Source organism: Elioraea rosea (assembly GCF_007644105.1).
Taxonomy (GTDB): domain Bacteria; phylum Pseudomonadota; class Alphaproteobacteria; order Acetobacterales; family Acetobacteraceae; genus Elioraea_A; species Elioraea_A rosea.
In genome coordinates this window covers 1-22,580 of record NZ_VFAC01000049.1, presented here as the reverse complement: position 1 = coordinate 22,580, position 22,580 = coordinate 1, and the positions used below count along the sequence as shown (strand labels likewise).

Annotated in this window: 20 protein-coding genes and 1 tRNA gene; 15 read left to right on the top strand and 6 right to left on the bottom strand. The window is 69.8% G+C overall.

The genetic code is table 11. The features are described 5' to 3' along the window. The first annotated feature begins 127 nt into the window (after window positions 1–127). The 5 genes from FIF60_RS19395 (at window position 128) to FIF60_RS19375 (ending at window position 6,448) form a co-directional block, all read left to right on the top strand. Complete coding sequence (locus FIF60_RS19395; RefSeq protein ID WP_144299940.1) at window positions 128–499, top strand: hypothetical protein; 372 nt, start codon at window positions 128–130, stop codon at window positions 497–499. Then, window positions 496–1,494: a TAXI family TRAP transporter solute-binding subunit gene (locus FIF60_RS19390; RefSeq protein ID WP_144299939.1), complete on the top strand. Its 999-nt coding sequence runs from the start codon at window positions 496–498 to the stop codon at window positions 1,492–1,494. The genes FIF60_RS19395 and FIF60_RS19390 overlap by 4 nt, the downstream gene beginning before the upstream one ends. A gap of 42 nt (window positions 1,495–1,536) precedes the next feature. After that, window positions 1,537–3,171 (top strand): NAD(P)/FAD-dependent oxidoreductase, encoded by a 1,635-nt coding sequence (locus tag FIF60_RS19385; RefSeq protein ID WP_144299938.1) that lies wholly within the window; start codon window positions 1,537–1,539, stop codon window positions 3,169–3,171. 93 nt (window positions 3,172–3,264) lie between these two features. Next, window positions 3,265–3,654 (top strand): response regulator, encoded by a 390-nt coding sequence (locus tag FIF60_RS19380; RefSeq protein WP_158639313.1) that lies wholly within the window; start codon window positions 3,265–3,267, stop codon window positions 3,652–3,654. Beyond that, window positions 3,635–6,448: a PAS domain-containing protein gene (locus FIF60_RS19375; RefSeq protein WP_158639312.1), complete on the top strand. Its 2,814-nt coding sequence runs from the start codon at window positions 3,635–3,637 to the stop codon at window positions 6,446–6,448. The genes FIF60_RS19380 and FIF60_RS19375 overlap by 20 nt, the downstream gene beginning before the upstream one ends. A gap of 9 nt (window positions 6,449–6,457) precedes the next feature. On the opposite strand, the gene FIF60_RS19370 is transcribed toward FIF60_RS19375, so the two are convergent. Then, a complete protein-coding gene (locus tag FIF60_RS19370) occupies window positions 6,458–7,171 on the bottom strand; it encodes a GntR family transcriptional regulator (RefSeq protein ID WP_144299935.1) in 714 nt (237 codons plus the stop codon). Between the two features lie 77 nt (window positions 7,172–7,248). On the opposite strand from FIF60_RS19370, the gene FIF60_RS19365 reads away from it, so the two are divergent. Genes FIF60_RS19365 through FIF60_RS19335 form a run of 7 tightly spaced genes read left to right on the top strand, consistent with a single transcriptional unit; the run spans window position 7,249 to window position 13,668 of the window. Further along, window positions 7,249–8,232, top strand: a complete 984-nt coding sequence (locus FIF60_RS19365; protein WP_239451724.1) for a TRAP transporter substrate-binding protein — start codon at window positions 7,249–7,251, stop codon at window positions 8,230–8,232. A 22-nt stretch (window positions 8,233–8,254) separates the two neighbouring features. Beyond that, a complete protein-coding gene (locus tag FIF60_RS19360) occupies window positions 8,255–8,773 on the top strand; it encodes a TRAP transporter small permease (RefSeq protein ID WP_144299934.1) in 519 nt (172 codons plus the stop codon). A 3-nt stretch (window positions 8,774–8,776) separates the two neighbouring features. Then, window positions 8,777–10,069: a TRAP transporter large permease gene (locus FIF60_RS19355; RefSeq protein ID WP_144299933.1), complete on the top strand. Its 1,293-nt coding sequence runs from the start codon at window positions 8,777–8,779 to the stop codon at window positions 10,067–10,069. Further along, a complete protein-coding gene (locus FIF60_RS19350; protein ID WP_144299932.1) occupies window positions 10,066–11,262 on the top strand; it encodes a mandelate racemase/muconate lactonizing enzyme family protein in 1,197 nt (398 codons plus the stop codon). The genes FIF60_RS19355 and FIF60_RS19350 overlap by 4 nt, the downstream gene beginning before the upstream one ends. Further along, a complete protein-coding gene (locus tag FIF60_RS19345; protein WP_144299931.1) occupies window positions 11,259–11,948 on the top strand; it encodes an RraA family protein in 690 nt (229 codons plus the stop codon). Before FIF60_RS19350 ends, FIF60_RS19345 begins: the two co-directional genes overlap by 4 nt. Before the next feature lie 2 nt (window positions 11,949–11,950). Further along, window positions 11,951–12,832 carry an SMP-30/gluconolactonase/LRE family protein gene (locus FIF60_RS19340; protein WP_144299930.1) on the top strand — a complete coding sequence of 294 codons (882 nt, stop codon included), beginning with the start codon at window positions 11,951–11,953 and terminating at the stop codon, window positions 12,830–12,832. Window positions 12,833–12,846: 14 nt separating this feature from the next. After that, window positions 12,847–13,668 (top strand): NAD-dependent epimerase/dehydratase family protein, encoded by an 822-nt coding sequence (locus FIF60_RS19335; RefSeq protein ID WP_144299929.1) that lies wholly within the window; start codon window positions 12,847–12,849, stop codon window positions 13,666–13,668. On the opposite strand, the gene FIF60_RS19330 is transcribed toward FIF60_RS19335, so the two are convergent. Next, the gene (locus FIF60_RS19330; protein WP_144299928.1) at window positions 13,596–15,065 is read right to left on the bottom strand and encodes an MATE family efflux transporter; all 1,470 of its coding nucleotides are present in this window, start codon (window positions 15,063–15,065) and stop codon (window positions 13,596–13,598) included. The two genes, FIF60_RS19335 and FIF60_RS19330, sit on opposite strands and share 73 nt — an antisense overlap. Window positions 15,066–15,160: 95 nt before the next feature. Between FIF60_RS19330 and FIF60_RS19325 the strand changes: the two genes are divergently transcribed. The 3 genes from FIF60_RS19325 to FIF60_RS19315 all read left to right on the top strand — a co-directional run bounded on the left by FIF60_RS19325 (window position 15,161) and on the right by FIF60_RS19315 (window position 17,726). Next, window positions 15,161–15,757, top strand: a complete 597-nt coding sequence (locus tag FIF60_RS19325) for a pyridoxamine 5'-phosphate oxidase family protein (protein ID WP_144299927.1) — start codon at window positions 15,161–15,163, stop codon at window positions 15,755–15,757. 93 nt (window positions 15,758–15,850) lie between these two features. After that, window positions 15,851–16,750, top strand: a complete 900-nt coding sequence (locus FIF60_RS19320; protein WP_158639311.1) for a sugar phosphate isomerase/epimerase family protein — start codon at window positions 15,851–15,853, stop codon at window positions 16,748–16,750. 238 nt (window positions 16,751–16,988) lie between these two features. Next, the gene (locus FIF60_RS19315) at window positions 16,989–17,726 is read left to right on the top strand and encodes a trypsin-like peptidase domain-containing protein (protein ID WP_144299925.1); all 738 of its coding nucleotides are present in this window, start codon (window positions 16,989–16,991) and stop codon (window positions 17,724–17,726) included. A gap of 114 nt (window positions 17,727–17,840) precedes the next feature. Here FIF60_RS19315 and FIF60_RS19310 read toward each other — a convergent pair. The 4 genes from FIF60_RS19310 to FIF60_RS19295 form a co-directional block, all read right to left on the bottom strand. Beyond that, window positions 17,841–17,915 (bottom strand) — tRNA-Gln (locus FIF60_RS19310). 12 nt (window positions 17,916–17,927) lie between these two features. Further along, window positions 17,928–18,809: a 4-(cytidine 5'-diphospho)-2-C-methyl-D-erythritol kinase gene (locus tag FIF60_RS19305; protein ID WP_144299924.1), complete on the bottom strand. Its 882-nt coding sequence runs from the start codon at window positions 18,807–18,809 to the stop codon at window positions 17,928–17,930. Further along, window positions 18,793–20,616 carry a tetratricopeptide repeat protein gene (locus FIF60_RS19300; RefSeq protein ID WP_239451722.1) on the bottom strand — a complete coding sequence of 608 codons (1,824 nt, stop codon included), beginning with the start codon at window positions 20,614–20,616 and terminating at the stop codon, window positions 18,793–18,795. Before FIF60_RS19300 ends, FIF60_RS19305 begins: the two co-directional genes overlap by 17 nt. 57 nt (window positions 20,617–20,673) lie before the next feature. Continuing rightward, window positions 20,674–22,305 carry an electron transfer flavoprotein-ubiquinone oxidoreductase gene (locus tag FIF60_RS19295; protein WP_144299923.1) on the bottom strand — a complete coding sequence of 544 codons (1,632 nt, stop codon included), beginning with the start codon at window positions 22,303–22,305 and terminating at the stop codon, window positions 20,674–20,676. Window positions 22,306–22,580 lie beyond the last annotated feature (275 nt).

Genomic DNA, 22,580 nt, shown 5'->3' with positions numbered 1-22,580 from the left:
AGCAGCGACGCCGGCGCAGGCGCCTGCGCCCGTTCCCGCACCCGCCGGCGTCGCTGCTGCCCCGGCCCAGCCCCCTCCTCTGGCCCCCCCTCCGGCGCCCACGTCGGCGCCCACTCCGGCGCCCACGGTGACGCCCACCCCGGCACCCACGCCTGGGCCGGCAGCGCAGGCCCGAACCGCCCCCTCCGCCCCCATCGCGCCGCTCGCGGTCCCCGATCCTCCCGCTGTGGTCGGCGCGATGCTCCTGCGCGGCGAGGCGCTCCTTGCGATCGGCGACGTCTCGGGCGCGCGCCGCTTCTTCGAACGCGCCGCCGGCTCGGGCAACGCCGCCGCTGCGCTGCAGATGGGCAGGACCTTCGACCCGACGGTCCTCTCCACCATCGGCGCACGCGGCATCACGCCCGACCGCGACGCCGCGATGGCCTGGTATCGCCACGCCCAGGCGCTCGGGTCGGCCGACGCCGCAACCCGGATCGCAACATTGGAAGCGACACGATGACCGAACACGCCGGACGTTCCGCCCCACCCTCGCGCCGGGCCGTGCTCACGGGGCTGATTGCCTCCGCCGTGCCGGGAATGGCGCTCGCACAGGGCGGAACCGGCCAGAACCCCGTGCAGACGCTGAGCGCGATGGCAGCGCGGGCGAATGCCGGGACGGTCGGCGTCATCTCGGGCGGCGTGGACGGAACCTATGTGCGCTTCGCCGCCGACCTCGCCTCCGTGCTCGATGACGGCGACAACCTCCGCGTCGTGCCGGTGATCGGCAAGGGCTCGATCCAGAACATCCTCGACATCGCGCTTCTGCGCGGCATCGACATCGGCATCGTGCAGTCCGACGTGCTGGCCTTCGCGCAGCGCGAGCGGTTCCTGCCCGCCGTCACCTCGCTGATCCAGTACATCACCAAGCTCTACGACGAGGAGATCCACCTGCTCGCACGCGAGGGCATCGGCAGCGTGCAGGATCTCGCCGGCAAGACCGTGAACGTGGATGGCCGCGGCAGCGGCACGGCGATGACCGCCTCGCTCGTGTTCGACCGGCTCGGCGTCGATGTCCGCGTCGCTAACGACCCGCAGGACGTCGCGCTCTCCAAGCTGCGCCGGGGCGAGATCGATGCGATGGTGTTCGTCGCGGGCAAGCCGGCAAGGCTGTTCGCAGGCATCGAGCAGGGCAGCGGGCTGCGCTTCCTGCCGATCGCGGCGACGCCGGCGCTGCTCGAAACCTACCTGCCCACGGCGCTGTCGGATGCCGACTATCCGAACCTCATCCCTTCCGGAACGCAGGTCGAGACCATCGCGGTCGGGGCCGTCATGGCGGTGTATGCCTGGCAGCCGGGAACCGAGCGCCACCGCAAGGTATCGCGCTTCGTCGCGGCACTGAACCAGAAGTTCGACCAGTTCCTGCGGCCGCCGCGGCACCCGAAATGGCGCGAGGTGAATCTCGCCGCGCAGGTGCCTGGCTGGACGCGGTTCGACCACACGGCCGGGGCGCGCTGAGCCCGCGTTCCGCCGGGCCGCCGCCTCCGCTATACGGGGCGGATGATCCGCCTCCGCGACATCAGGCTTCCGCTCGACCATCCGCCCGAGGCGCTCGCCGCGGCCGTCGCCGCACGGCTCGGTGTCGCAGCCACGGCCATCGAGGAGATCACGGTCGCCAGGCGCGCGCATGATGCGCGGAAGAAGTCGGCGATCCTGCTCGTCTATGCCGTCGACGTCCGCCTCGCGGGCGAGGCAACCGTGCTCAGGCGCCTCGCGCACGACCAGGCGATCTCGCCAACGCCCGACACGCGCTACCGGCCCGTCGGCCGCGCGCGCGGCGGCGAGGCGCGGCCCGTCGTCATCGGCTGCGGCCCGTGCGGGCTGTTCGCGGCGCTGATCCTCGCCGAGGCAGGGTTCCGCCCGATCATCCTCGAGCGCGGCAAGGTGGTGCGCGAGCGCACGAAGGACACCTGGGGGTTCTGGCGCCGGGCCGAGCTGAACCCCGAGAGCAACGTGCAGTTCGGCGAGGGCGGCGCAGGCACGTTCAGCGACGGCAAGCTCTACAGCCAGATCCGCGACCCGCTTCACCATGGCCGCAAGGTGCTGACGGAGTTCGCCGAGGCCGGCGCGCCCGAGGAGATCCTCTGGGTGGCCAAGCCGCATATCGGCACGTTCCGCCTCGTCTCGATGGTCGAGAAGATGCGGGCGAAAATCGAGGCGTTGGGCGGCGAGTACCGGTTCGGCGCGCGGGTCGAGGACATCGTCGTCGAGCCCGCGCGCGACGGGACGCGCCACCTGCGGGGCCTCGTGCTCGCCTCCGGCGAGACCATCCGCACCGACCATGCCGTGCTCGCCGTGGGCCACAGCGCGCGCGACACCTTCGCCATGCTTGCCGCGCGCGGCGTGGCGATCGAGGCGAAGCCCTTCTCCATCGGCGTGCGCATCGAGCACCCGCAGTCGCTGATCGACCGCGCGCGCTTCGGTGCCTTAGCCGGCCACGGGCTGCTCGGCGCTGCGGACTACAAGCTCGTCCACCACGCCTCGAACGGACGGTCGGTCTACAGCTTCTGCATGTGCCCCGGCGGCACGGTGGTGGCGGCGGCCTCCGAGCCGGGGCGGGTCGTGACGAACGGGATGAGCCAGTACTCGCGGGCAGAGCGGAACGCGAACGCAGGCATCGTCGTCGGCATCACGCCGGCAGACTATCCGGGCGGCCCGCTCGCCGGCATCGCCTTCCAGCGGCACTGGGAGGAGCGCGCCTTCGAGGCGGGAGGCCGCGGCTACGCCGCCCCCGTCCAGACCGTGGGCGACCTCCTCAGCCAGCGCGCCTCATCCGGCCTCGGCGCGGTGCTCCCCTCCTACCGCCCGGGCGTGACGCCGGCCGACCTTGCATCCTGCCTTCCGGGCTTCGCGGTCGAGGCGATCCGCGAGGCGCTGCCGGCGTTCGGGCGGCAGATCCCAGGATTCGACATGGCGGATGCGCTCATGACGGGGGTGGAGACGCGGACCTCCTCGCCGCTTCGCATCGGCCGCGGCCCGGCCTGCGAGAGCGTCAACACCCGCGGCCTTTTCCCCGCCGGCGAAGGGGCGGGCTATGCCGGGGGGATCCTTTCGGCGGGCGTCGACGGCATCCGGGTCGCCGAGGCGGTCATCCGCTCCCTCGCGGCAGAGCAGGGGCTTCGGGCCGCCGGCTGAGGCCGGTTGACCCCTCGTTTACCTCGCGGGCGCATGCTGCCTTCAGAAACCGCCAGGCAGTATCTGCCACACTTGAGGAAGGACCACGAACACATGGTGGCACCGACCGTTCTCGTCCTTGACGACAACGCCGCGTTCGTCCGCGTGGTGCAGGCAGCCGCCGCCCAGTCAGGCTATACTGCTTTCGCGACCGACGACCCCGATGCCTTCGTGGCCGAGCTCTCACGCCCCGAGGTGGTCGCCGCGATCGTCGATTGCGTGGTGGGCGACCGCAACGGCCTCGGCATTCTCTCCGCGATCGGCGACCAGCGCGCCGACCTGCCGGTGCTCGTCGTTTCCGGCTATGGCGAGACGATGCTGAGCCAGGCCGAGCAGATTGCGCGGATGCGGAACCTCTCCCGCCTGTCCACGCTCGCCAAGCCCTTCGGCCTCGATGCGCTGCGGGGGTTCCTCTCGGGCGCCCGTGCCGACGCAAGCGCCTGAGGCCGCGGCCGCGCTCCAGGCAGGCAGGCTTCTCCGGCTCGGCGCCGGCATTTCCTGGGCAGCCGGGGTTCTCGCCTTCCTCCTGATCGCCGCCGCCATCACCGGCGGGCTCGCGCTCCGCGAGCGCATGCTCGACGACGCGCGGCGAGAGGTGAGGGCGATCGCCGAGATGGCGGCTTCGGTCGTGGAGATGCGGCTCACCACCTATGACAAGGCGCTGCGGCGGATCGGCATGCAGATCGCCCCCGGTGAGCTCGCGAGCGACGAGATGGCGCTGAGGCTGCGCGACGTTCTCTCCCTCGAGCTCGAGAGCTTCCCGAGCGTCGCCGTCCTCATGGTCGTCGACGACCACGGCTGGGTGGTCGCGGCAGCCAGGGCGGTGCACACGTTCGGGCGCGACCGCGAGGTCTCGGCTCTCTCCAATATCGGCCTGCTCGCCGGCTCCCATCCTTCCGGGACGATGATCGGACCACGGCATGAACGCGCCTCTGCCGCAGAGGGCGGAGGTCCAGGCGTCGTCGTCATCTCCCGTCCCCTGCTCGACGGCAACCATCTCGCCGGTGCGATCGAGGCAGCCATTCCGCTCGAGGGACCCGGCAAGCTGCTCGTGGCCCCTGCGCTGGCGGATGGCCATCTGGTCACGCTGGCGCGCAAGGACGGCAGGGTGCTCGCCGAGCGGCTGAGCTGGGGCGCCGGCCTGCCCGGCGCGAAGCTCACCGCAAGCGCACCCGTCGAGGGCTTCGACCTCGTCGTGACGGTGAGCCGCCCGCGCGCCATCGTGCTCGGACCGTGGGAGCGGAGCGTGCACGCGATCGCCGCGGTCACGATTCTCGTCTGCGCGGCAGCCGCGCTGCTCGCCCTGCTCGCACGCTTCGCCACGCGGCGGGAGGCACGGCTTGCCCGCACTGTCGCCGCGCGTGCGCAGGCCTCCGACGAGATCGCCGACAGGATGGACATCGCGCTCTGGAGCTTCGATGCGCGCATGATGCGGTTCCTGCACCTCTCGCCGTCGATCGAGAGGATGACGGGCTACCGTGCGTCGTTCCTGATCGAGAACGGTCTCGCCGCGCTCGAGCTGATCCACCCCGAGGACCGGGCACGGGTGCGCGACGCCTTCGCTGCGAGCCCCGAGGCCGTCGCCGTCGAATACCGCATCCGCACCGCGTCGGGCGGCGAGGCGGTGCACCGCATCTCCGCGCGACCCGTGCGCGACGAGGACGGCACGCTTCTCCGCTACGACGGCATGACGCTCGACGTCTCGCACCAGCGCCATGTCGAGGCGGAGCTCGACGAGGCGCGGCGCGTCGCCGATCTCGGCGCCTGGCAGTTCGACTTCGTCCGCCAGAAGCTCGAATGGTCACCGGAGGTGCCGGGTCTCCTTCGCCTGGCCGATGATGCCGTGCCGACGACGAAGGAGGGTCTGCTCGGCCTCGTCGACGCCGACGAGCTGCCCGCGTTGCGGGAGGTGTGCCGCAAGGTCAACGCCGAGGGCGGGGCGGAGGCCGATATCCCCATCCGCCGCGGCGACGGAACGACAGGCTGGCTCTGGGTCGAGGCGCGGGTGACGCGCGACGCATCGGGCAAGCCGCTGAGGCTCTATGGCGTGTGCCAGGACATCACCGACCGCAAGCAGGCCGAGGAGCGCGTCGCGCGCTCGGGCAAGCTCGCCGCACTCGGCCAGCTTACGGGCGGCATCGCGCATGACTTCAACAACCTGCTCGGCGTCGTGCAGCTCAACCTCGACCTGATCGCCGATTGCGCGACCGACGCGACGGCGCGGGAATGCGCGGCCAGTGCGCGGATGGCGGCGGCGCAGGGGGCGAAGCTCACCGCGCAGCTTCTGGCCTTCGCGCGGAACCAGCCCTCGCGCGGCGGGGTGATCGACCTCGCCGCGACCTTCGCGCGTCTCGAACGGATGCTCGAAAGCGGCCTCGGCCGTCGCGTCACGCTCGCGATCTCCCTCGAGCCCGGGCGGCTCCATGCCGAAGCGGACGAGGCGCAGTTCGAGGCGGCGGTGATGAACCTTGCCATCAATGCGCGCGATGCGATGCCGGATGGCGGGCCGATCGCGATCGCTGCGCGGGCGGTGACGCTCGCAGGCGCAGAAGCCGGCGCGCTTGGCCTTGCCGCGGGCGACCATGTCGAGATCAGCGTGGCGGACAGCGGGACGGGCATGACCGAGGAGGTGCTGCGTCGCGCCTCCGAGCCCTTCTTCACAACCAAGCGCAGCGGCAGGGGGGCCGGGCTCGGCCTCGCCATGGTCGAGGGCTTCGTGCGCCAGGCAGGCGGCGAGCTTCGCATCGAGAGCACGCGCGGGCGCGGCACCACCGTGACATTCTGGCTTCGCCGTGCCGCCGAACCGGCAGAGGCGGCACCGGCGCCGCAGCCGCCACTCCGCCCCTCCGCGGCCGGGGCGCGGCAGCGCATCCTCTTCGTCGAGGACGAGCCCGGGCTCCGCGCTGCCGGGGCGCGCATCCTCACCTCCGCCGGCTACGCTGTGCACGAGGCCGCAACGGTCGAGCAGGCGCTCGCTCTGGCCGACAGCCTCGACCCGCCTCCCGCCCTGCTACTGACCGACATCATCCTCGGCGGGCCGGTGGACGGCTTCTGGCTTGCGCGGACCATCCGCGAGAGGATCCCGGGCATCGCGGTGATCTACGCCTCGGGCTACACAGGCGAGGACCGCCCGGCGGAGACGGACGGGCCGATGCTCGCCAAGCCCTTCGGCCGCGCAGCTCTCGAAGCGGCGATCGCCGCCGCGCTCGACCAGGATGCTGCGCGCGCCGCGGCTTGAGCCGGGCTGTCAGTCCTTGCGCGCGGTTCGCGCGAGATCCTCTGCCCAGAGCGTCTCGACCGTGCGCGCGATGTGCGCGCGCATCGCCGCCTCCGCCGCAGCACCGTCGCGCGCGACCAGGGCGGCGAGGATCGCCTCGTGCTCGGCCTGCGCCTTGCGGGGCTCGAGCGGGACGGTGCGCATGCGCCGCTGCGTCATCAGATAGTAGCCGCGCAGCGCGCCGACGGCGTTGGCGAGGAACACGTTGTCTGCCGCCTCGACGAGAAGCGTGTGATAGCGCTCGTTCGCCTCGACGAGGGTGGCGGTGTCGTGCGCCTCGGTCGCCTTGCGAAGCTCGGCGACGATGCCGCGAAGGGCAGCGAGCTGCGCCTCGGTGATGCGGGCCGCGGCAAGCCGCGCGACGACGCCTTCGAGCGCTGCGCGGATCAGCCCCATCTCGGCGAGCTTCTCCGGCGCGAAGGCGACCCAGGTTCCCCGCCTCGGCTGGGTGACGACCATGCCCTCCGCCTCGAGGCGGGCAAGCGCGGCCTTCACAGGGCTCGTCGAGACGCCGAGCGTCGCGGAGAGGTCCCGCTCGGAGAGCCTGCCGCGGGGCGGCAGCTCTCCGGAGGCGATCGCGTCGCGCAGGCGGCGATACACACGCTCGGCAACCGGCAGCGCATCGTCAGCCGGCGCGAGACTGTCGCGTTTCCCCCTGCCCCGCTTCTTCTCCAACGAGGTCATTGCCAACTGATGTATCAGGTGTCAGTCTCGTCTTCAACCGGCCCGTTCCGAAGGGCCGATAAACCGGAGGGGAAACGATGTCCAAGAGGACCATTGCCGGCCGCGCCTTCGCTGCCGCCGCGGCCCTGCTCATCAGCGCCGCGCCGCTCGCCGCCCAGGAATGGCGCGGCTGGAACATCCATGTGCCCGATTATCCCAACAGCCGCGGCCTCGACCGCTGGGCCGAGCTCGTCGCGCAGCGGACGAACAACCGCATCCGCATGCGCACCTTCCACTCCGCCCAGCTCGGCCAGCAGGACGAGGCGATCCAGCAGCTCCGCCTCGGCGCGATCGACTTCGCGAACTTCAACCTCTCGCCGCTCAACAACCTCGTTCCCGAGACGCAGGTGCTGACGCTGCCCTTCATCTTCCGTGACGTGGCGCACGTGCACAAGACGGTCGACGGCGAGGTGGGAGACGAGCTCGCCAAGCTGATCGAGGCGCGGCTGAACATGGTGGTGGTGTCATGGTTCGACGCCGGCGCGCGCAGCATGTACACGCGCCGCATCGTGCGCACGCCGGCCGACATGCAGGGCCTCAAGATCCGCGTGCAGACCTCCGATCTCTGGGTCGATCTCATCCGCGCGCTCGGCGCCAACGCCACGCCGCTTCCCTTCGGCGAGGTCTACACCGGGCTGCAGACCGGGGTGATCGACGGGGCGGAGAACAACTGGCCCTCCTACGAGAGCCAGCGGCATTTCGAGGTCGCGCGCTTCTACACGACGACCGAGCACTCGAACGTGCCCGAGATCGTCGTCGTCGCCAAGCCGCGATGGGACCGCGCGAGCCCGGCTGACCGCGAGATCCTTCGCACCGCCGCGCGCGAGGCCTCGGCCTACCAGCGCCAGCTCTGGGCGGAGCGCGAGAAGTCGAGCCGCGACAAGGTGGTCGCCGCCGGCGTGACGGTGACCGAGATCACCGATCGTGGCCCGTGGCAGCAGCTGATGGCGCCGCTCTACGAGAAGTATGCCGGCGCGCCGAACATGAAGGCACTGGTCGACCGCATCCGCGCGGTGCAGTGATCCGCTGACGGGGAGCGCGGTGATGAAATCGGCCGTCGCCGCGCTCTCCGCACTGCTCGACGTTGTCGCGCGCGTCGTCATTGGCCTCGCCGGGCTCGCGCTGGTCGCGCTCGTCGCGATCACCGGCTGGATGGTATTCGGCCGCTACGTGCTGAACGACACGCCCACCTGGGTCGAGCGCGCGGCGCTTCTCGCCATGTTGTTCGTGGCCCTGCCCGTCGCTGCCGTGGGCGTGCGCGAGCGCTTCCACATGGCGGTGGAGTTCGTGCTCGCGGCCCTCCCGCGCGGTCCCCGCACCGTCGTGCGGGTTGTCTGCGACCTGCTGATGCTCGGCTTCGGCATCATCATGGCGGTCTGGGGAAACTCCCTGGCCGAGGCGATGTGGAGCTTCAAGATTCCGCTGATCGGGCTCTCGCAAGGCCTGCAATACGTTCCGCTGGTCATCTGCGGGACGCTCACCGCGGTGTTCTCGGCAGAGCATCTCCTCCGCCGCGCGGCAGGGCTCGATCCGCTCGGCCAGCACGCGCACAGCCTGGACTGATCGATGTCGCTCCTGATCCTGTTCGGTACGTTCTTCACGACGCTGCTGATGGGCATTCCCGTCGCCTTCAGCCTCGGCATCGCCGCGGTGGCAGGCTTCGTGTGGGAAGGCGTGCCGCTCGCCGTCGCCTTCCAGCAGATGACGAGCGGCATGAACGTGTTCTCGCTGCTGGCGATCCCGTTCTTCATCTTCGCGGGCGAGGTGATGCTGCATGGCGGCATCGCGCAGCGCCTCGTGGACCTCGCCGCCGCAGCGTTCGGCTGGCTGCGCGGGGGGCTCGGCGTGATGAACGTGTTCGACAGCATGCTGTTCGGCGGCATCTCCGGCTCGGCGGTGGCTGATGTCTCCGCGCTCGGCTCGGTCGTGATTCCGATGATGAAGAAGAAGGGATACGACACCGACTATGCCGTGAACGTCACGATCACCTCCTCGATCGCCGGCATCATGATCCCGCCGTCGCACAACATGATCCTCTACTCGCTTGCCGCCGGCGGCGGCGTGTCCGTGAGCGCGCTCTTCCTCGCCGGCGTTGTGCCGGGCGTGTTGATGTGCCTCAGCCTCGCCGTCTGCGCCTACGTGGTCGCGCTCAAGCGCGGCTACCCAGCTGAGCCCTGGGGCGGGTTCCGCAAGCTCGCCAAGGCGTTCATCCTCTCGATCCCCGGCCTTGCCACGGCCGTGATCATCCTCGGCGGCGTTCTCTCCGGCGTCTTCACCGTCACCGAAAGTGCCTCGGCGGGCGCATGCTGGGCGCTTCTCGTGACCCTCCTCGTCTATCGCGGGCTGACCTGGCAGTCCTTCGTCACCGTGCTTGCCGGCGCGGTGCGGACGACGTCGATGGTGCTGATCCTCGTCGGCTCCGCCACAGCCTTCGCGTGGCTGCTTGCGCTGCATCGCGTCCCCGAACAGCTGCTCGAGGCGATGCAGTCGATCTCGGATACGCCCTGGGTTGTGTTCCTGATGATCAACATCGCCTTTCTGGTCCTCGGCGCGATCATGGACATGGCGGCGCTGATTCTGATCTGCACGCCGATCTTCCTGCCCGTCGCGCAGCAGATGGGCATGGACCCGGTCCAGTTCGGCATGGTGATGATGATGAACCTCGGGCTGGGGCTGACCACGCCTCCGGTCGGCGCCTGCCTGTTCGTCGGCTGCGCCATCGCCAAGGTGCGGATAGAAAGCGTGGTGAAGACGATCTGGCCGTTCTGGGGGGCGATACTGGTCGCGCTCGCGATCACGACCTACTGGCCGCCGATGTCGCTCGCCCTGCCGCGCATCGCGCTGGGCTACGCCGGATGAGAATCACCGCCGTCGAGACGGTCCGGCTCCCGCCGTACGACAACATCCTCTGGCTTCGCCTGCACACCGATGAGGGGCTGATCGGCCTTGGCGAGACCTTCCGGGGTGCGGCCGGCGTCGAGGCGCACATCCATGCCGAGATCGCGCCGAAGCTCATCGGCGCCGACCCCTCGCGCATCGACGCGATCGCCTGGGACCTCGCGCGCCCCTATATCGGCTTCCGCTCCTCCGGCACCGAGATGCGTGCGGCGTCTGCCGTCGACATCGCGCTCTGGGACATCGCGGGCCAGGCGACGGGGCGCCCGATCGTCGACCTGCTCGGCGGGGCGACGCGGTCCTCGATCGCGACCTACAACACCTGCGCGGGCTATTTCTACAACGCACGCGGCGGACGCCGCGCCGTCGCCGGATCCGAGACCGCCACCGGCCCCTATGACGACCAGATCGCCTTCTCGCGCGATGCCGGGGCTCTTGCGCTCTCGCTTCTCGAGATGGGCATCGGGGCGATGAAGATCTGGCCGTTCGACCCGTTCGCGGGGGCGACGAACGGGCAGATGATCACACCCGCCGAGATCGACCGCGCGCTCGTTCCCTTCCGCCAGATCCGCGAGGCGTCGGGCACGGCGATGCAGGTGATGGTCGAGCTCCACTCGATGTGGGATGTGACGGCCGCGCTCACCATCGCGCGGGCGATGCGGGAATTCGATCCGTTCTGGATGGAAGACCCGATCAAGATGACCGACCCCGCGGCGCTCGCCGACTATCGGCGGATGTCCGGCCTGCCCATCTGCGCATCCGAGATATTGGCCACGCGCGCGCAGTTCCTCGACATCCTCCGTGCCGACGCGGTCGACTACGTGATGCTCGATCTCGGCTGGTGCGGCGGGATCTCGGAGGCAAAGAAGATCGGCACGCTTGCCGAAGCTCATCAGCGCCCCGTCGCGCCGCATGACTGCACCGGGCCGGTGGTGTTCGCCGCCTCGACGCATCTCGCGCTGAACCTGCCGAATGCGGTGTTCATGGAAAGCGTGCGGGCCTACTGGTCGGGGTGGTATCGCGACCTCGTCACGGCGCTTCCCGTCGTCGAGAACGGTCGCGTAACCGTCCCGCCCGGCCCGGGCCTGGGGCTCGCGCTTCAGCCCGACGTGCTTGCGCGCGGCACCGTCCGCACCACGACGGAGAAGGACCTGTGATCGACGACCCTCCGCTCCTTGCCATCCGCCGCGGCTTCGCCCGCCCCGACAGGGAGGCGATGGCGAGGCTCGGCGCCGCGCCCACCGGCAACCTCGCCGATGCGCTCGGCGGGCGTGCGGCGATGCGGCCCGTCATCAAGCCGGTCGTGTCGGCGCGGCAGCGCTTCGCCGGCGTCGCGCTCACCTGCTTCTGCGGGCCGGGCGACAACCTCGCGGTGATGGGCGCGCTCTCGATCGCCGAACCGGGTGACGTGATCGTCGCCGCGGCGGACGGGTTCGCCGACGCGGCGATCTGCGGCGACGTGGTGGCAGGCATCGCGAGGAACCGCGGCGTCGCGGCCTTCGTGACCGACGGCGCGGTGCGCGATCTCGACGGGCTCGACCAGGTCGGGCTTCCCGTGTTTGCCGCCTCCGTCACGCCCGACAGCTGCGCCCGCTCCGGCCCCGGAACGGTCGGCCTGCCGGTCGTCTGCGGCGGCGTCACGGTGCACCCCGGCGACATCGTGGTGGGTGACCGCGATGGCGTCGTCGTCATTCCCGCCGCCCGCATCGCAGAGGCGCTCGAGGCGCTCGCGCGTGTGCAGGAGGCCGAAGCCGCGATCCTCGCAGAGGTCGCGGCCGGCCTCGCCGAGCCTCTCGCCATTGCCGCGCTCGCGGCCAGGAACCTCATCCGCAGCCTGGACTGACCATGACAGACATCGCCGTCCTGAACCCCGACCTTCGCGCAGCGCTCGGCGAGTGCCCCGTGTGGGATGCCGCGCAGAACAGGCTTCTGTTCTGCGACATCATCGGCTGCACAATCACCGCCGTCTCGCCAGAGGGCGTGGTGCTGAACACCTGGCACTTCCCTTCCGAGGTCGGCTCGTTCGGGCTCTGCCGATCCGGCAAGTGGGTGGTGGCGCTGCGACACGAGATCGTGCTGTACGACTGGCGCGCGCGAAAGATCTCGCCGCTCTGCAAGCCTGGGCCCGAACCTGGCTACAACCGGTTCAACGACGGCAAGATCGGCCCCGACGGCGCGTTCTGGGTCGGCACCATGGATGACCGAAACCCGCGCCAGCCGACAGGCTCGCTCTATCGCCTCACGGCCGACGGCGCCTGGTCGCGCATCACCGACGGGCTCTACACCTCGAACGGCATCGCCTGGACGGCCGATGGTCGCACGATGATCCACTCCGACAGCGGCGCGCCCTGGATCGACGCGTGGGACCTCGACCCGGCGACAGGAGAAGCTACGAATCGCCGGCGCATCCATACCCCAGATGGAGACCGCATCGGCCGCCCCGATGGCGCGGCGATGGACGTGACAGGCGTGTACTGGTCCGCCGGCGTCCGCGTGGGGCGACTGAACCGCTTCGCGCTCGACGGAACGCTGATCGCCTCCGAGCCCTTTCCCTGCCCGGGCGTCACGATGCCCTGCTTCGGCGGCCCCGACATGCGGACGGTGTTCTGGACGAGCCTGCGCCACCCGCTCGGCGCCGACGCGGTGGGCGACCATCCGCTTCTCGGCGCCCTGTTCGTGATGCGGTCGCCGACCGCAGGCGTGCCCGTCCCGCTTTTCGCCGATTGAAGGAGACCGATGCGATGACGACGAAGCCCGTGCTTCTCACCGGCGCCTCCGGCGCGCTCGGCCGCCAGCTCACCCGCGCGTTGAGCCAGGAAGGGCTGACGCTGAGGCTCACCGACATCGCGCCCTTCCCCGACCCGCTGCCCCCGAACGCGAGCTTCACCAGGGCCGATCTCGAGGATGGCGTGGCGATCCTCAGGCTCGCGGAAGGCTGCGGCACGATCCTGCATTTCGGCGGCGTCTCGGTGGAGAAGCCGTTCGAGGAGGTGATCGGGCCGAACATCCGCGGCCTCTACCACGTCTACGAGGCGGCACGGCGCGAGGGCGCGCGCGTGGTGTTCGCCTCCTCGAACCACTCGATCGGCTTCCACGAGCGCACCGAGACGCTGGACGCCGACTGCGCGTTCCGTCCCGACGGGTACTACGGCCTCGCCAAGGCCTATGGCGAGCTGATGGGCCGGCTCTACTGGGACAAGCACGGGGTGGAGAACGTCAACCTCCGCATCGGCAGCTCGTTTCCCGAGCCGATCGATGCGCGCATGCTCTCGACGTGGCTGTCCTTCGCCGATCTCTGCCGGCTCGTGCATCGGTGCACGGTGGCGGAAAAGACCGGCCACGCCGTGATCTGGGGCGCATCCGACAACAGCCGCACCTGGTGGCGGCGCGACCATCGCGGCCGTATCGGCTGGGCGCCTGCCGACACGGCGGACGTGTTCGCGGGGCAGCTCTCGGGCAAGACATCCGGCAACCCGGTGACGGAGCGCTATCAGGGCGGCGGGTTCTGCGCCATGGAGTACTCGCGGAAGGAGCCCTCGCCGGCCGACCCGCTGGCCGACTGAGCGCGCGTCCCGACGTGCCGGCGCGGCACGAGGCCGAGCCTCTCGCGACGCGCCCAGCGGCGGACGAGCAGCACCGCGACGATCGCGAGCCCGACCACGAAGCCGACCCACACGCCGTAGGCGCCCCAGCCAGCGAGGAAGGCGAGCGCAGCACCGGTGGGAAGGCCGAACACCCAGTAGCCGAGCCCCGCGAACACCATCGGCACGCGCGTGTCCTCGAGGCCGCGCAGCGCGCCGGCAGCGATCGTCTGCGCGCCGTCGGCCACCTGGAACAGGCCGGCTAGGCCGAGAAGCGTGACGGCATAGGCCGCCACCTCTGGCGCCCCCTCAGCCCGCATGTCGAGGAAGCCCGCGACGAAGAGGCCGGGGATGGTGAGGAACAGCGTCGCCATCGCCGCCATGAAGGAGACGCCGAGCGTGAGCGCCACCCACCCCGCGCGCCCCGCGCCGGCCGCATCGCCCGCCCCCGCCGCGAGGCCAACGCGCACGGTCGCGGCCTGGCCGATGCCCATCGGCACCATGAAGGTGACGGAGGCGAGCTGGATGGCGATGGCGTGGGCGGCGAGCTCGCGCGCGCTGATCAGCCCGATCAGGAACACCGCGGCGTTGAACACCGTCACCTCGAAGCCCATTGCGCCCGCGATCGGCAGGCCGATGCGCACGAGCTCCGAGAGCCGCCGCCAGTGCGGGCGCCAGATGCGGCCGAGGATGGCGTAGCGCCGGAACGCCGCGCCGCGCACGCAGATCGCCCCCAGCGCGAGGCACATCAGCATCGCGGAGAGCGAGGAGGAGATGCCGGCGCCGACGAGCCCGAGCGCGGGCGCGCCGAGATTGCCGAACATCAGTACCCAGTTCGAGAACGCGTTGAACGCGATGCCGCAGAGCGAGACGACAAGCGCGGGCCGCGGCCGCTCGAGCGCGGCGGTGAAGCCCCTGAGAACCATGAACCAGAGGAAGGGGATCAGCCCCCACATCATCGCCCGGACGTAGGAGCCGGCCTCGGCGGCAAGTGCGGGGATCTGCCCGAGCGCCAGCAGGATCGGCTCGGCCAACCACAGCGCGACCATGACGGGGATCATCGCAAGTGCCACGAGCCAGAGCCCCATGCGAAGCGCCCGCCGCACCTCGGCCAGAGCATGGCGGCGGCGGCCTAGGGCCTGCGCCATCACCGGCGGCGGCGCCATGGCGAGGCCGAGGCCAATGACGAAGAAGGCGTAGTAGAGGTTCGCGCCCAGCGTGCCGGCCGCGAGCGCATCCGGGCCGAGCCAGCCCATCATCACCACATCGGTCGTGGTGATGGCGATCTGGGCCAGGTTCGTCAGCACGATCGGCCAGGCGAGGGTGGCGGTCGCGCGCACCTCCTCGCGCACCGCATCGCGCGGGTTGCGCACCGTCATCGCCGGGCTCTACGACGCGCATCGCCCCGATGGCCAGGAAAAGCGGCGCATTGCGGGGTTGCGGGATCGCCCCACCCTTGGCCAGTCTGTGACGCATGAGCGCACCTTTGCCCCCCTGGTACGACGATCTCGCAGGCACCCTCGCGGAAGGCTGGGCCCAGCTCGTCCGCGGCGCGGCCGATCGCCGCCACCCCTGCCACACCATCACCGTCGCGACCGCGGGGCTCGACGGCGCACCGCAGCTGCGCACCGTGGTGCTTCGCGCGGCCGAACCTTCGGCACGCCGCATGCGCTTCCACACCGATGCGCGAAGCAGGAAGGTCGCCGAGCTCGAGGCCGACCCGCGGATCGCCGTGCATGCCTACAATCCGGCAGCGAAGATCCAGATCCGCCTCTGGGGCCGGGCGACGGTGCACCGGGAGGACGAGGTCGCCGCCACGGCCTGGGCCCGCACCCGCCCGTTCAGCCGCGTGTGCTATCGCCTCGCGCAGGGGCCCGGCACGAAGGTGCCCGACCCCTCCACGGCGCTTGCCGAAGCCGGCGAGGGGCCCGAGGCGGGGCGCGAGGCCTTCGTCGCCGTCACCGTCGCGATCGCGCGGCTCGAGTTCCTGTTCCTCGCCTCCGCCGGCCATCGCCGCGCGCTCTATGACTGGGCCACGGGCGGGCAGGAGGCGAGCTGGCTGGTTCCCTGACGGAAGCGCAACGACACGGTTCCGTCATGGACGGCACCGCCCGCCTCCGCTATCGCGCCCTCGATATCGCTGCGGTGGATGGAGGACGAACCGATGGGTGCTGTGATCGCTGGCGTGGGGCTTTCGACCGAGAGCGCGGCGGGCGACATCGCCGGCCTCGACGCTGAGCTCGGCCGGTTCGCCGAGGCGGGGTGCGAGATCGCGGAGCTGTCGCTGCAGAACATGTTCGTCGTCGCCGGGGGGCGGCTGAACCTGCCGGAGTTGCGCGCCATCGAGGCGGTCACCCGCCGACATCCTCTGCGCTACACGGCGCACGGGCCGCTCGGCACCAACTTCATGGACGAGGCGCATATCGAGCTTCACCGCGCGGTGTGCACGGCGATGATCGAGGCGGCCGGCGCGCTCGGTGCTACGCGTCTCGTCGTGCACGGGGGCGTTTGGACGGCCCCCCTGCCCGAGGCCGAGCTTGCGCGGCTGAGGCGGCTCGAGGTCGAGAGCCTCGCGGGGCTTGCCGAGCATGCCGAGCGGCACGGCGTTACCATCGCGCTCGAGAACCTGCCGCCGCTTCCCTCGCTTCCCTTCACGCATGATGCGTTCGGGCTCGCCGCGCAGGTCGCCGCCGTGGGGCACCCCGCCGTCGGCGCGACGCTCGACATCGGCCACGCCTACATGATGGCGACGCTGCGCCAGCAGGATCTCGGCGAGACGCTCGCGGCGATGGCGCCGCACATCGTGCACATCCACCTGCAGGACCAGTTCGGCCGCCTCGACACGGTGCGCACCTGGGGCAAGGCGGAGAAGCTCGCCTACGGCACGGGCGACCTGCACGCCCCGCCAGGCTGGGGCGACACGCCGTTCGAGGCGCTGCTGCCGAAACTGAGCCTCGCGCGCGAGACGACGATGATCATGGAACTCGCCGGCCACTACATGCACCACGCGGCGGACGCAGTGGCCCAGACCAAGCGGCTGGCGGGGATGGTCGGGACGGCCTGACTCTTGGAAACATGAAATATGCCCCAGCAGCGGCAGTATAGAGCGACTCATTTTGCGGCATAATAAGGATAAACGTAATGCCAAAAATACCACCAATGATGCTTAGATCTGTTTGCTTTCTTTACAAGAGCAAAGAAGATGCAGAGCATGGAGGCCCGTTTGGCGGAACGTGCTTTTTTGTTCATTATGATTACAAGGGATTTACATTTCCGTATTTTATAACAAATTGGCACGTTGCATGTACTGGAGGATACTCTGTAATAAGAGAATAAGAGCGAAAACCAAACGCGGAGGAATCGAAATAATAGACCTCGGTCCAGAAGATTGGTTGTTTGATCCGCGGCTTGATATTGCAGTGGCCCCGATGAGGAACAGCACTGCGCCGCTTGACATCGCGGCATTACCTTGTCCAGCAAGTTTTATAACAAAAGAGCAGATCAAATCAGACAACATTGGACCTGGAGATGAGGTATTCATGATTGGTAGATTTATAAATCATTTTGGTTCTGCAGTAAATAGTCCATCTGTACGGTTTGGTTATATCAGCGTAATGCCGACTCCAATTTTGCAGCCAAAACTAAACATAGAACAGCATTGTTTCTGTATTGATCTGCATTTCAGAACAGGATATTCGGGTTCTCCTGTATTTATTTACAGAACTCCAGGATACGATTTAGAGCAGCGCCTAGGACAAGGTAACGAGCGAGCGTTTCTGATGGCAGGAACCAATCTATTAATGTTTTTAGGAATACATTTTGGACAATTTTCAGAAATATGGGATATCACCACGGCTCCAGGCAGTCCTTCGGGCAATTATGAAGGAAGTGTACCGCTTATTTCGAAAAAATCTATTATTTATGGTCTGAGTGGAATGACGTGCGTTTTACCAGCTTGGAGCATATTAGAGGTATTAGATCACCCGTCTATTAGAAATCCTCGCGATGAATACGTGAATAGATTCAATAAAAACCTATGAATTTACAGTCGATTGCTCTTAGAATCATAGGCCTTTAACCGCCACCTTGGCATTTCCTGCCCAGCGAAGGTGAGGCGCGAAGCATCGCCCAAATCCCCCGGCCGCGGTGCGGCCTGGTTGGGGCGGGAGGATTCGAACCTCCGCATGGCGGAACCAAAATCCGCTGCCTTACCGCTTGGCGACGCCCCAGCCGGCCCCGGGCTATAGGATGCTCTGCCCCTCGCGGTAAAGCCCACCGCCCCAGGTGAACCAGGCGGGCGCGCGGCGTGCGAGCAGCGCTGCCGCCTGCCCGGCCTTGGCGGCGGTCGGAAAGAGCGCGAAGCAGGTCGGGCCCGAACCGCTCATGCGGGCGAGAAGCGCGTCCGGGAGCGCCGCACAGGCCGAGAGAACTTGCGCGACGGCAGGGCAGAGCGTGATCGCGGCGCGCTCGAGCCCGTTGCGTGTGGTGGCGAGGAAATCCACGAGATCGGCGGCATCGGCGAAGCGCGGCGGCAGCACCGCGGGGGCGTCGAACGGTCCTTCGCGTGCGGCGAACACGGCGGGGGTGGCGAGCGGCAGGCGCGGGTTGGCGAGAAGGAGGCCCAAGCCGTCAGGAAGCGCCGGCGCGGGCGAAAGCACCTCGCCTATGCCGCCCATGCGCGTGGGCCCGTGCGCGAGGCACACCGGAACGTCCGCACCGAGAGTGAGCGCGAGCGACGGCGGAGCCGGGGCGACGCCCCAGTGGCGCGCAAGCAGCCGAAGCGTGGCGGCGGCATCGGAGGACCCGCCGCCGAGCCCGGCTGCGACGGGGATTTGCTTGTCGAGCGCGAGCGCTGCGCCGCGGCCCCTCCCCGCATCGAGCGCGCGGGCGGCGCGAAGAACGAGGTTGTCCGCCCCCTGCCCGGCCGCTTCGGCGAAGGGGCCGGTGACGGACAGCGTGAGGGCATCGGCCCGGCGCGCCTCGAGCCGGTCGGCCAGGGAGGCAAACACGGCGAGGCTGTCGAGCGTGTGGTAGCCGTCCGCCCGCCGTCCGGTCACGTGCAGGAAGAGGTTCAGCTTGGCCGGCGCCGCCTCGGCGGCGGCGGCCTCAGCGTGTGGCGGCAGGAGGCAGCCCCGGCGTGGCGGTGGTGGCCGGCGTCGGTCCCGCGATCACGGCCGCAGGCATGGCCATTCCGTCGCGCAGCTTCGCCTCGATCTTCGCGATCGCCCCTGGCTCCGGGCCGAGATGCAGCGCGCGGCGCCACTGGAACCGCGCCTCCGCGTGGCGGCCCACCGCCCAGTACGCGTCGCCGAGATGGTCGTTGATGACGCTGTCGCGCGGCTCGAGCTCGACGGCACGCTCGAGCCACCGCACCGCCGCGCGATAGTCGCCAAGCCGGTAGAGCACCCAGCCGAGGCTGTCGACGATGTGGCCGTCATGCGGGCGGAGCTCGACGGCGCGTTCGATCATGCGCCGCGCGCGGTCGAGCTCGCGACCCTGCTCGACCCAGGAATAGCCGAGATAGTTCAGGACGTAGGGTTGGTCGGGCGCGAGGTCGAGCGCGGTGAGGAAATCGCGCTCCGCGGCCGGCCAGTCCTTCGCACGCTCATGCGCGATGCCGCGCGCGTAGTAGAGCGGCCAGTGCCGCCGGTCGGGCGCACCGAGGCGGGCGATCGCGCGGTCATACGCGCGAGCGGCCTCGGAGAAGCGCGAGCGGCTGCGCAGCATGTCGCCCATGCGCGCGAGCGGCTCGGGCCGCGCCGGGTTTGCGGAGGCGAGGCTGTCGAGCCCGGCGACGGCTGCATCGGTCCGGGCCTGCCTGTCGAGCAGGATGGCGGCGCGCATCTGCGCCATCGGCGCATAGGGGCTCGAGAAGGAGACGGAGGCGAGCGCCTCTGCCGCGGCATCGTAGCGTCGGTCGTTTTCGAACACGTCCGCGAGAAGGATGGAGGCGGGGGCGAAATCCGGTCGGAGAGAGAGCGAGAGGCGCAGGAGAAGCAGCGCGAACTCGCCTGCCTCCTGCTGGCGAAGCGCGCCGGCCAGCCCGAGAAGCGCCTCCGCCATGCCGTCGCGCACGTCGCGCACCGCGCGGCGGGTGATGTCGGCCGAGAGGCGCGCCTCGACCATCGCGACATCGTCGTTCGCGGCAGACAGGTCCTGCAGGATCCGCCGCGCCTCGTCCGGCCTGCCCTGGCGCGCCTCGAAGCCGGAGACGATCTCGGCAAGACGCAGGCTCTGCCCGCCGCCTTCGGAGAGCGCGAGGCGGAAGTAGCGCTCCGCCTCGGCGGGCCGGCCTGCGAGCTCGGCGATCAACCCGGCATGGATGGCGAAGGTGGAGCGGAAGCGCACGCCTTCGGTGAGCGGACGGAGCGTCGCGATCGCCTGGTCGGCCTGGTTGCGGCCAAGCTGCGCCCAGGCAAGCAGAAGAGGCTGGAGAAGCTGTCCCGCGCCCTGGCGCGGCAGGGCGCGCAGCCTGCTGTCCACCCGGTCGAACCGGCCGGAATTCGCATCCGCCACCGCGATGGTCAGGTTGGCGATCAGCGCCTGCGGGTCGCGCGCAAGGACACGGCGGGCGAGCGCCGTGGCATCCCGCCCATCGGCGAGGGCGGCGAGGAAGGCGCGCTGCAGAAGCTCGGGGTTGTTGGGGTCTGCCTCGAGCGCGCGGGCGAACTGCTCGGCCGCGACCCGCGTATCCATCTCCGAGGCGGCGAGGCGGCCGGCGAGGTAGGCGCCGTACATCCCCGAGGGGCGGAAATGACCCGCCTTCCGCGGGCTCGATGTGTCCGGCACATCGCCTGACGGAACGCCGGAGGCGCAGGCGGCAAGCAGGACGAGGGGAAGAAGGGCGATGCGGCGGAAGCCGCGGCGCGCGCCCGAGCCGGGACCGCGCGCGCTGTTCCCGTCCGTCCGGTCGGTGCCGCACTGCATCATCGCCGCAACCCTATCGCACAAGTCCGCCCCCGGCCATATCCACCAGCATCAGCGGGTTCACATCGTCGCATACACGGGCCCACCGCCCCCTTCAGGCGGCACCCAGGTGATGTTCTGGCGCGGGTCCTTGATGTCGCAGGTTTTGCAGTGCACGCAGTTCTGCGCGTTGATCACCAGCGCCGGCCTGCCCTCCTCCGCGCCAACGATCTCGTACACCGCCGCGGGACAGTAGCGCGTCTCGGGGCTGCGGAACTGCTGCCAGTTCACGGTGATGGCGAGCGAAGGGTCGGTCAGCTTCAGGTGGCCGGGCTGGTCCTCCTCGTGGTTGGTGTTCGAGAGGAACACCGAGGACAGGCGGTCGAAGGTCAGCACGCCGTCCGGCCTGGGATACTCGATCCGCGGCGCATCGGCGGCCGGCGTCAGGCTCTCGTGGTCCTTGTGGTGGCCAAGGGTCCACGGCGCCTTGCCGCGAAGCAGGTAGGTGTCGAGCCCGGAATAGGCGAGCCCGCCCCAGAGCCCCCACTTTGCGAAGGCGGGGCGAATGTTGCGCGCGGCGGAAAGCTCCTCCCACACCCAGGAGGCCTCGAGCGCGCGCGGATAGGCATCGAGCAGCGCCGGCCGCGCCTCCTGCCCGAGCGCGGCAACGGCCGCCTCAGCGGCGAGCATCCCCGACTTCATCGCCGTGTGGCTGCCCTTGATCTTCGGCACGTTCAGGAACCCCGCCCCGCAGCCGATCAGCGCCCCGCCGGGGAAGACGAGCCTGGGGATCGCCTGCAGGCCCCCCTCGTTCAGCGCGCGGGCTCCATAGCCGACGCGTCGCGCATCCTTGAAATAGGGTGCGATCTCGGGGTGGGTCTTGAAGCGCTGCATCTCGTCGAACGGAGAGAGATGCGGGTTCCGGTAGTCGAGTCCGACGACGAAGCCGTAGCTCATCAGGTTGTCGCCCCAATGGTACAGGAACGACCCGCCATAGGTGTCGGAAGTGAGCGGCCAGCCAATCGAGTGGACGATCAGCCCCGGCTTGTGCACGGCCGCCGGCACCTCCCAGAGCTCCTTGATGCCGATGCCGTAGGTCTGCGGCCTGTCGGGGTCGCGCAGGCCGAACTGCGTCTCGAGCCCGCGGGTGAGCGAGCCGCGGCAGCCTTCGGCGAACAGCGTGTAAGGGGCGCGGAGCTCCATCCCCGGCTGCCAATCGGGCTTGCGGGTGCCGTCCTTCGCCACGCCCTGCTCGCCCGTCGCGACACCGACGACGCGGCCGTCCTCGATCAGCACCTCGCTCGCGGGGAAGCCCGGATAGATCTCGACGCCGAGCGCCTCGGCCTGCTGCGCGAGCCAGCGGCAGAGCTGGCCGAGCGAGATGATGTAGTTGCCCTCGTTGTGCATCTGCGGCGGCGTCGGCAGGCGGAACGAGCGCTTCGCGGTCATGAACAGGAAGCGGTCCTGTTGCGCCCTGGTCTCGAGCGGCGCGCCGAGCTCGCGCCAGTCGGGCAGGAGCTCGGTGAGCGCGCGCGGCTCGAACACCGCGCCGGAGAGGATGTGGGCACCGACCTCGGAGCCCTTCTCGAGCACGCAGACGGAGATCTCCCGCCCCTCGGCGGCGGCGGCCTGCTTGGCGCGGATGGCTGCGGCGAGGCCCGCGGGGCCGGCGCCGACGATCACCAGGTCATACTCCATCGCCTCGCGGTCCATGCGCTCTCCCCTTCCCGGCCTTTGCTTCCCGACACATAGGGCCATGCCGCCCCTTGCGCGAGGGCGCATCTTCGCCTCCTGCTGAGGCGATGGAGAGGGAGTTGCGCGACGCGCTGGCAGCCGCGCTGGTGCTGCAGCACGCCTGGGGCGTCGACGAGGCGCTCGAGGATGCGCCGGTCTCGCGGCTCGGCACCGCGGCCGACGCGCCCCCCCCGCGCGCAGCGTCCCGCACGCTCGCGCCGCAGGCCCCTGCTCCCGCCGTGCCGCGCCAGGCA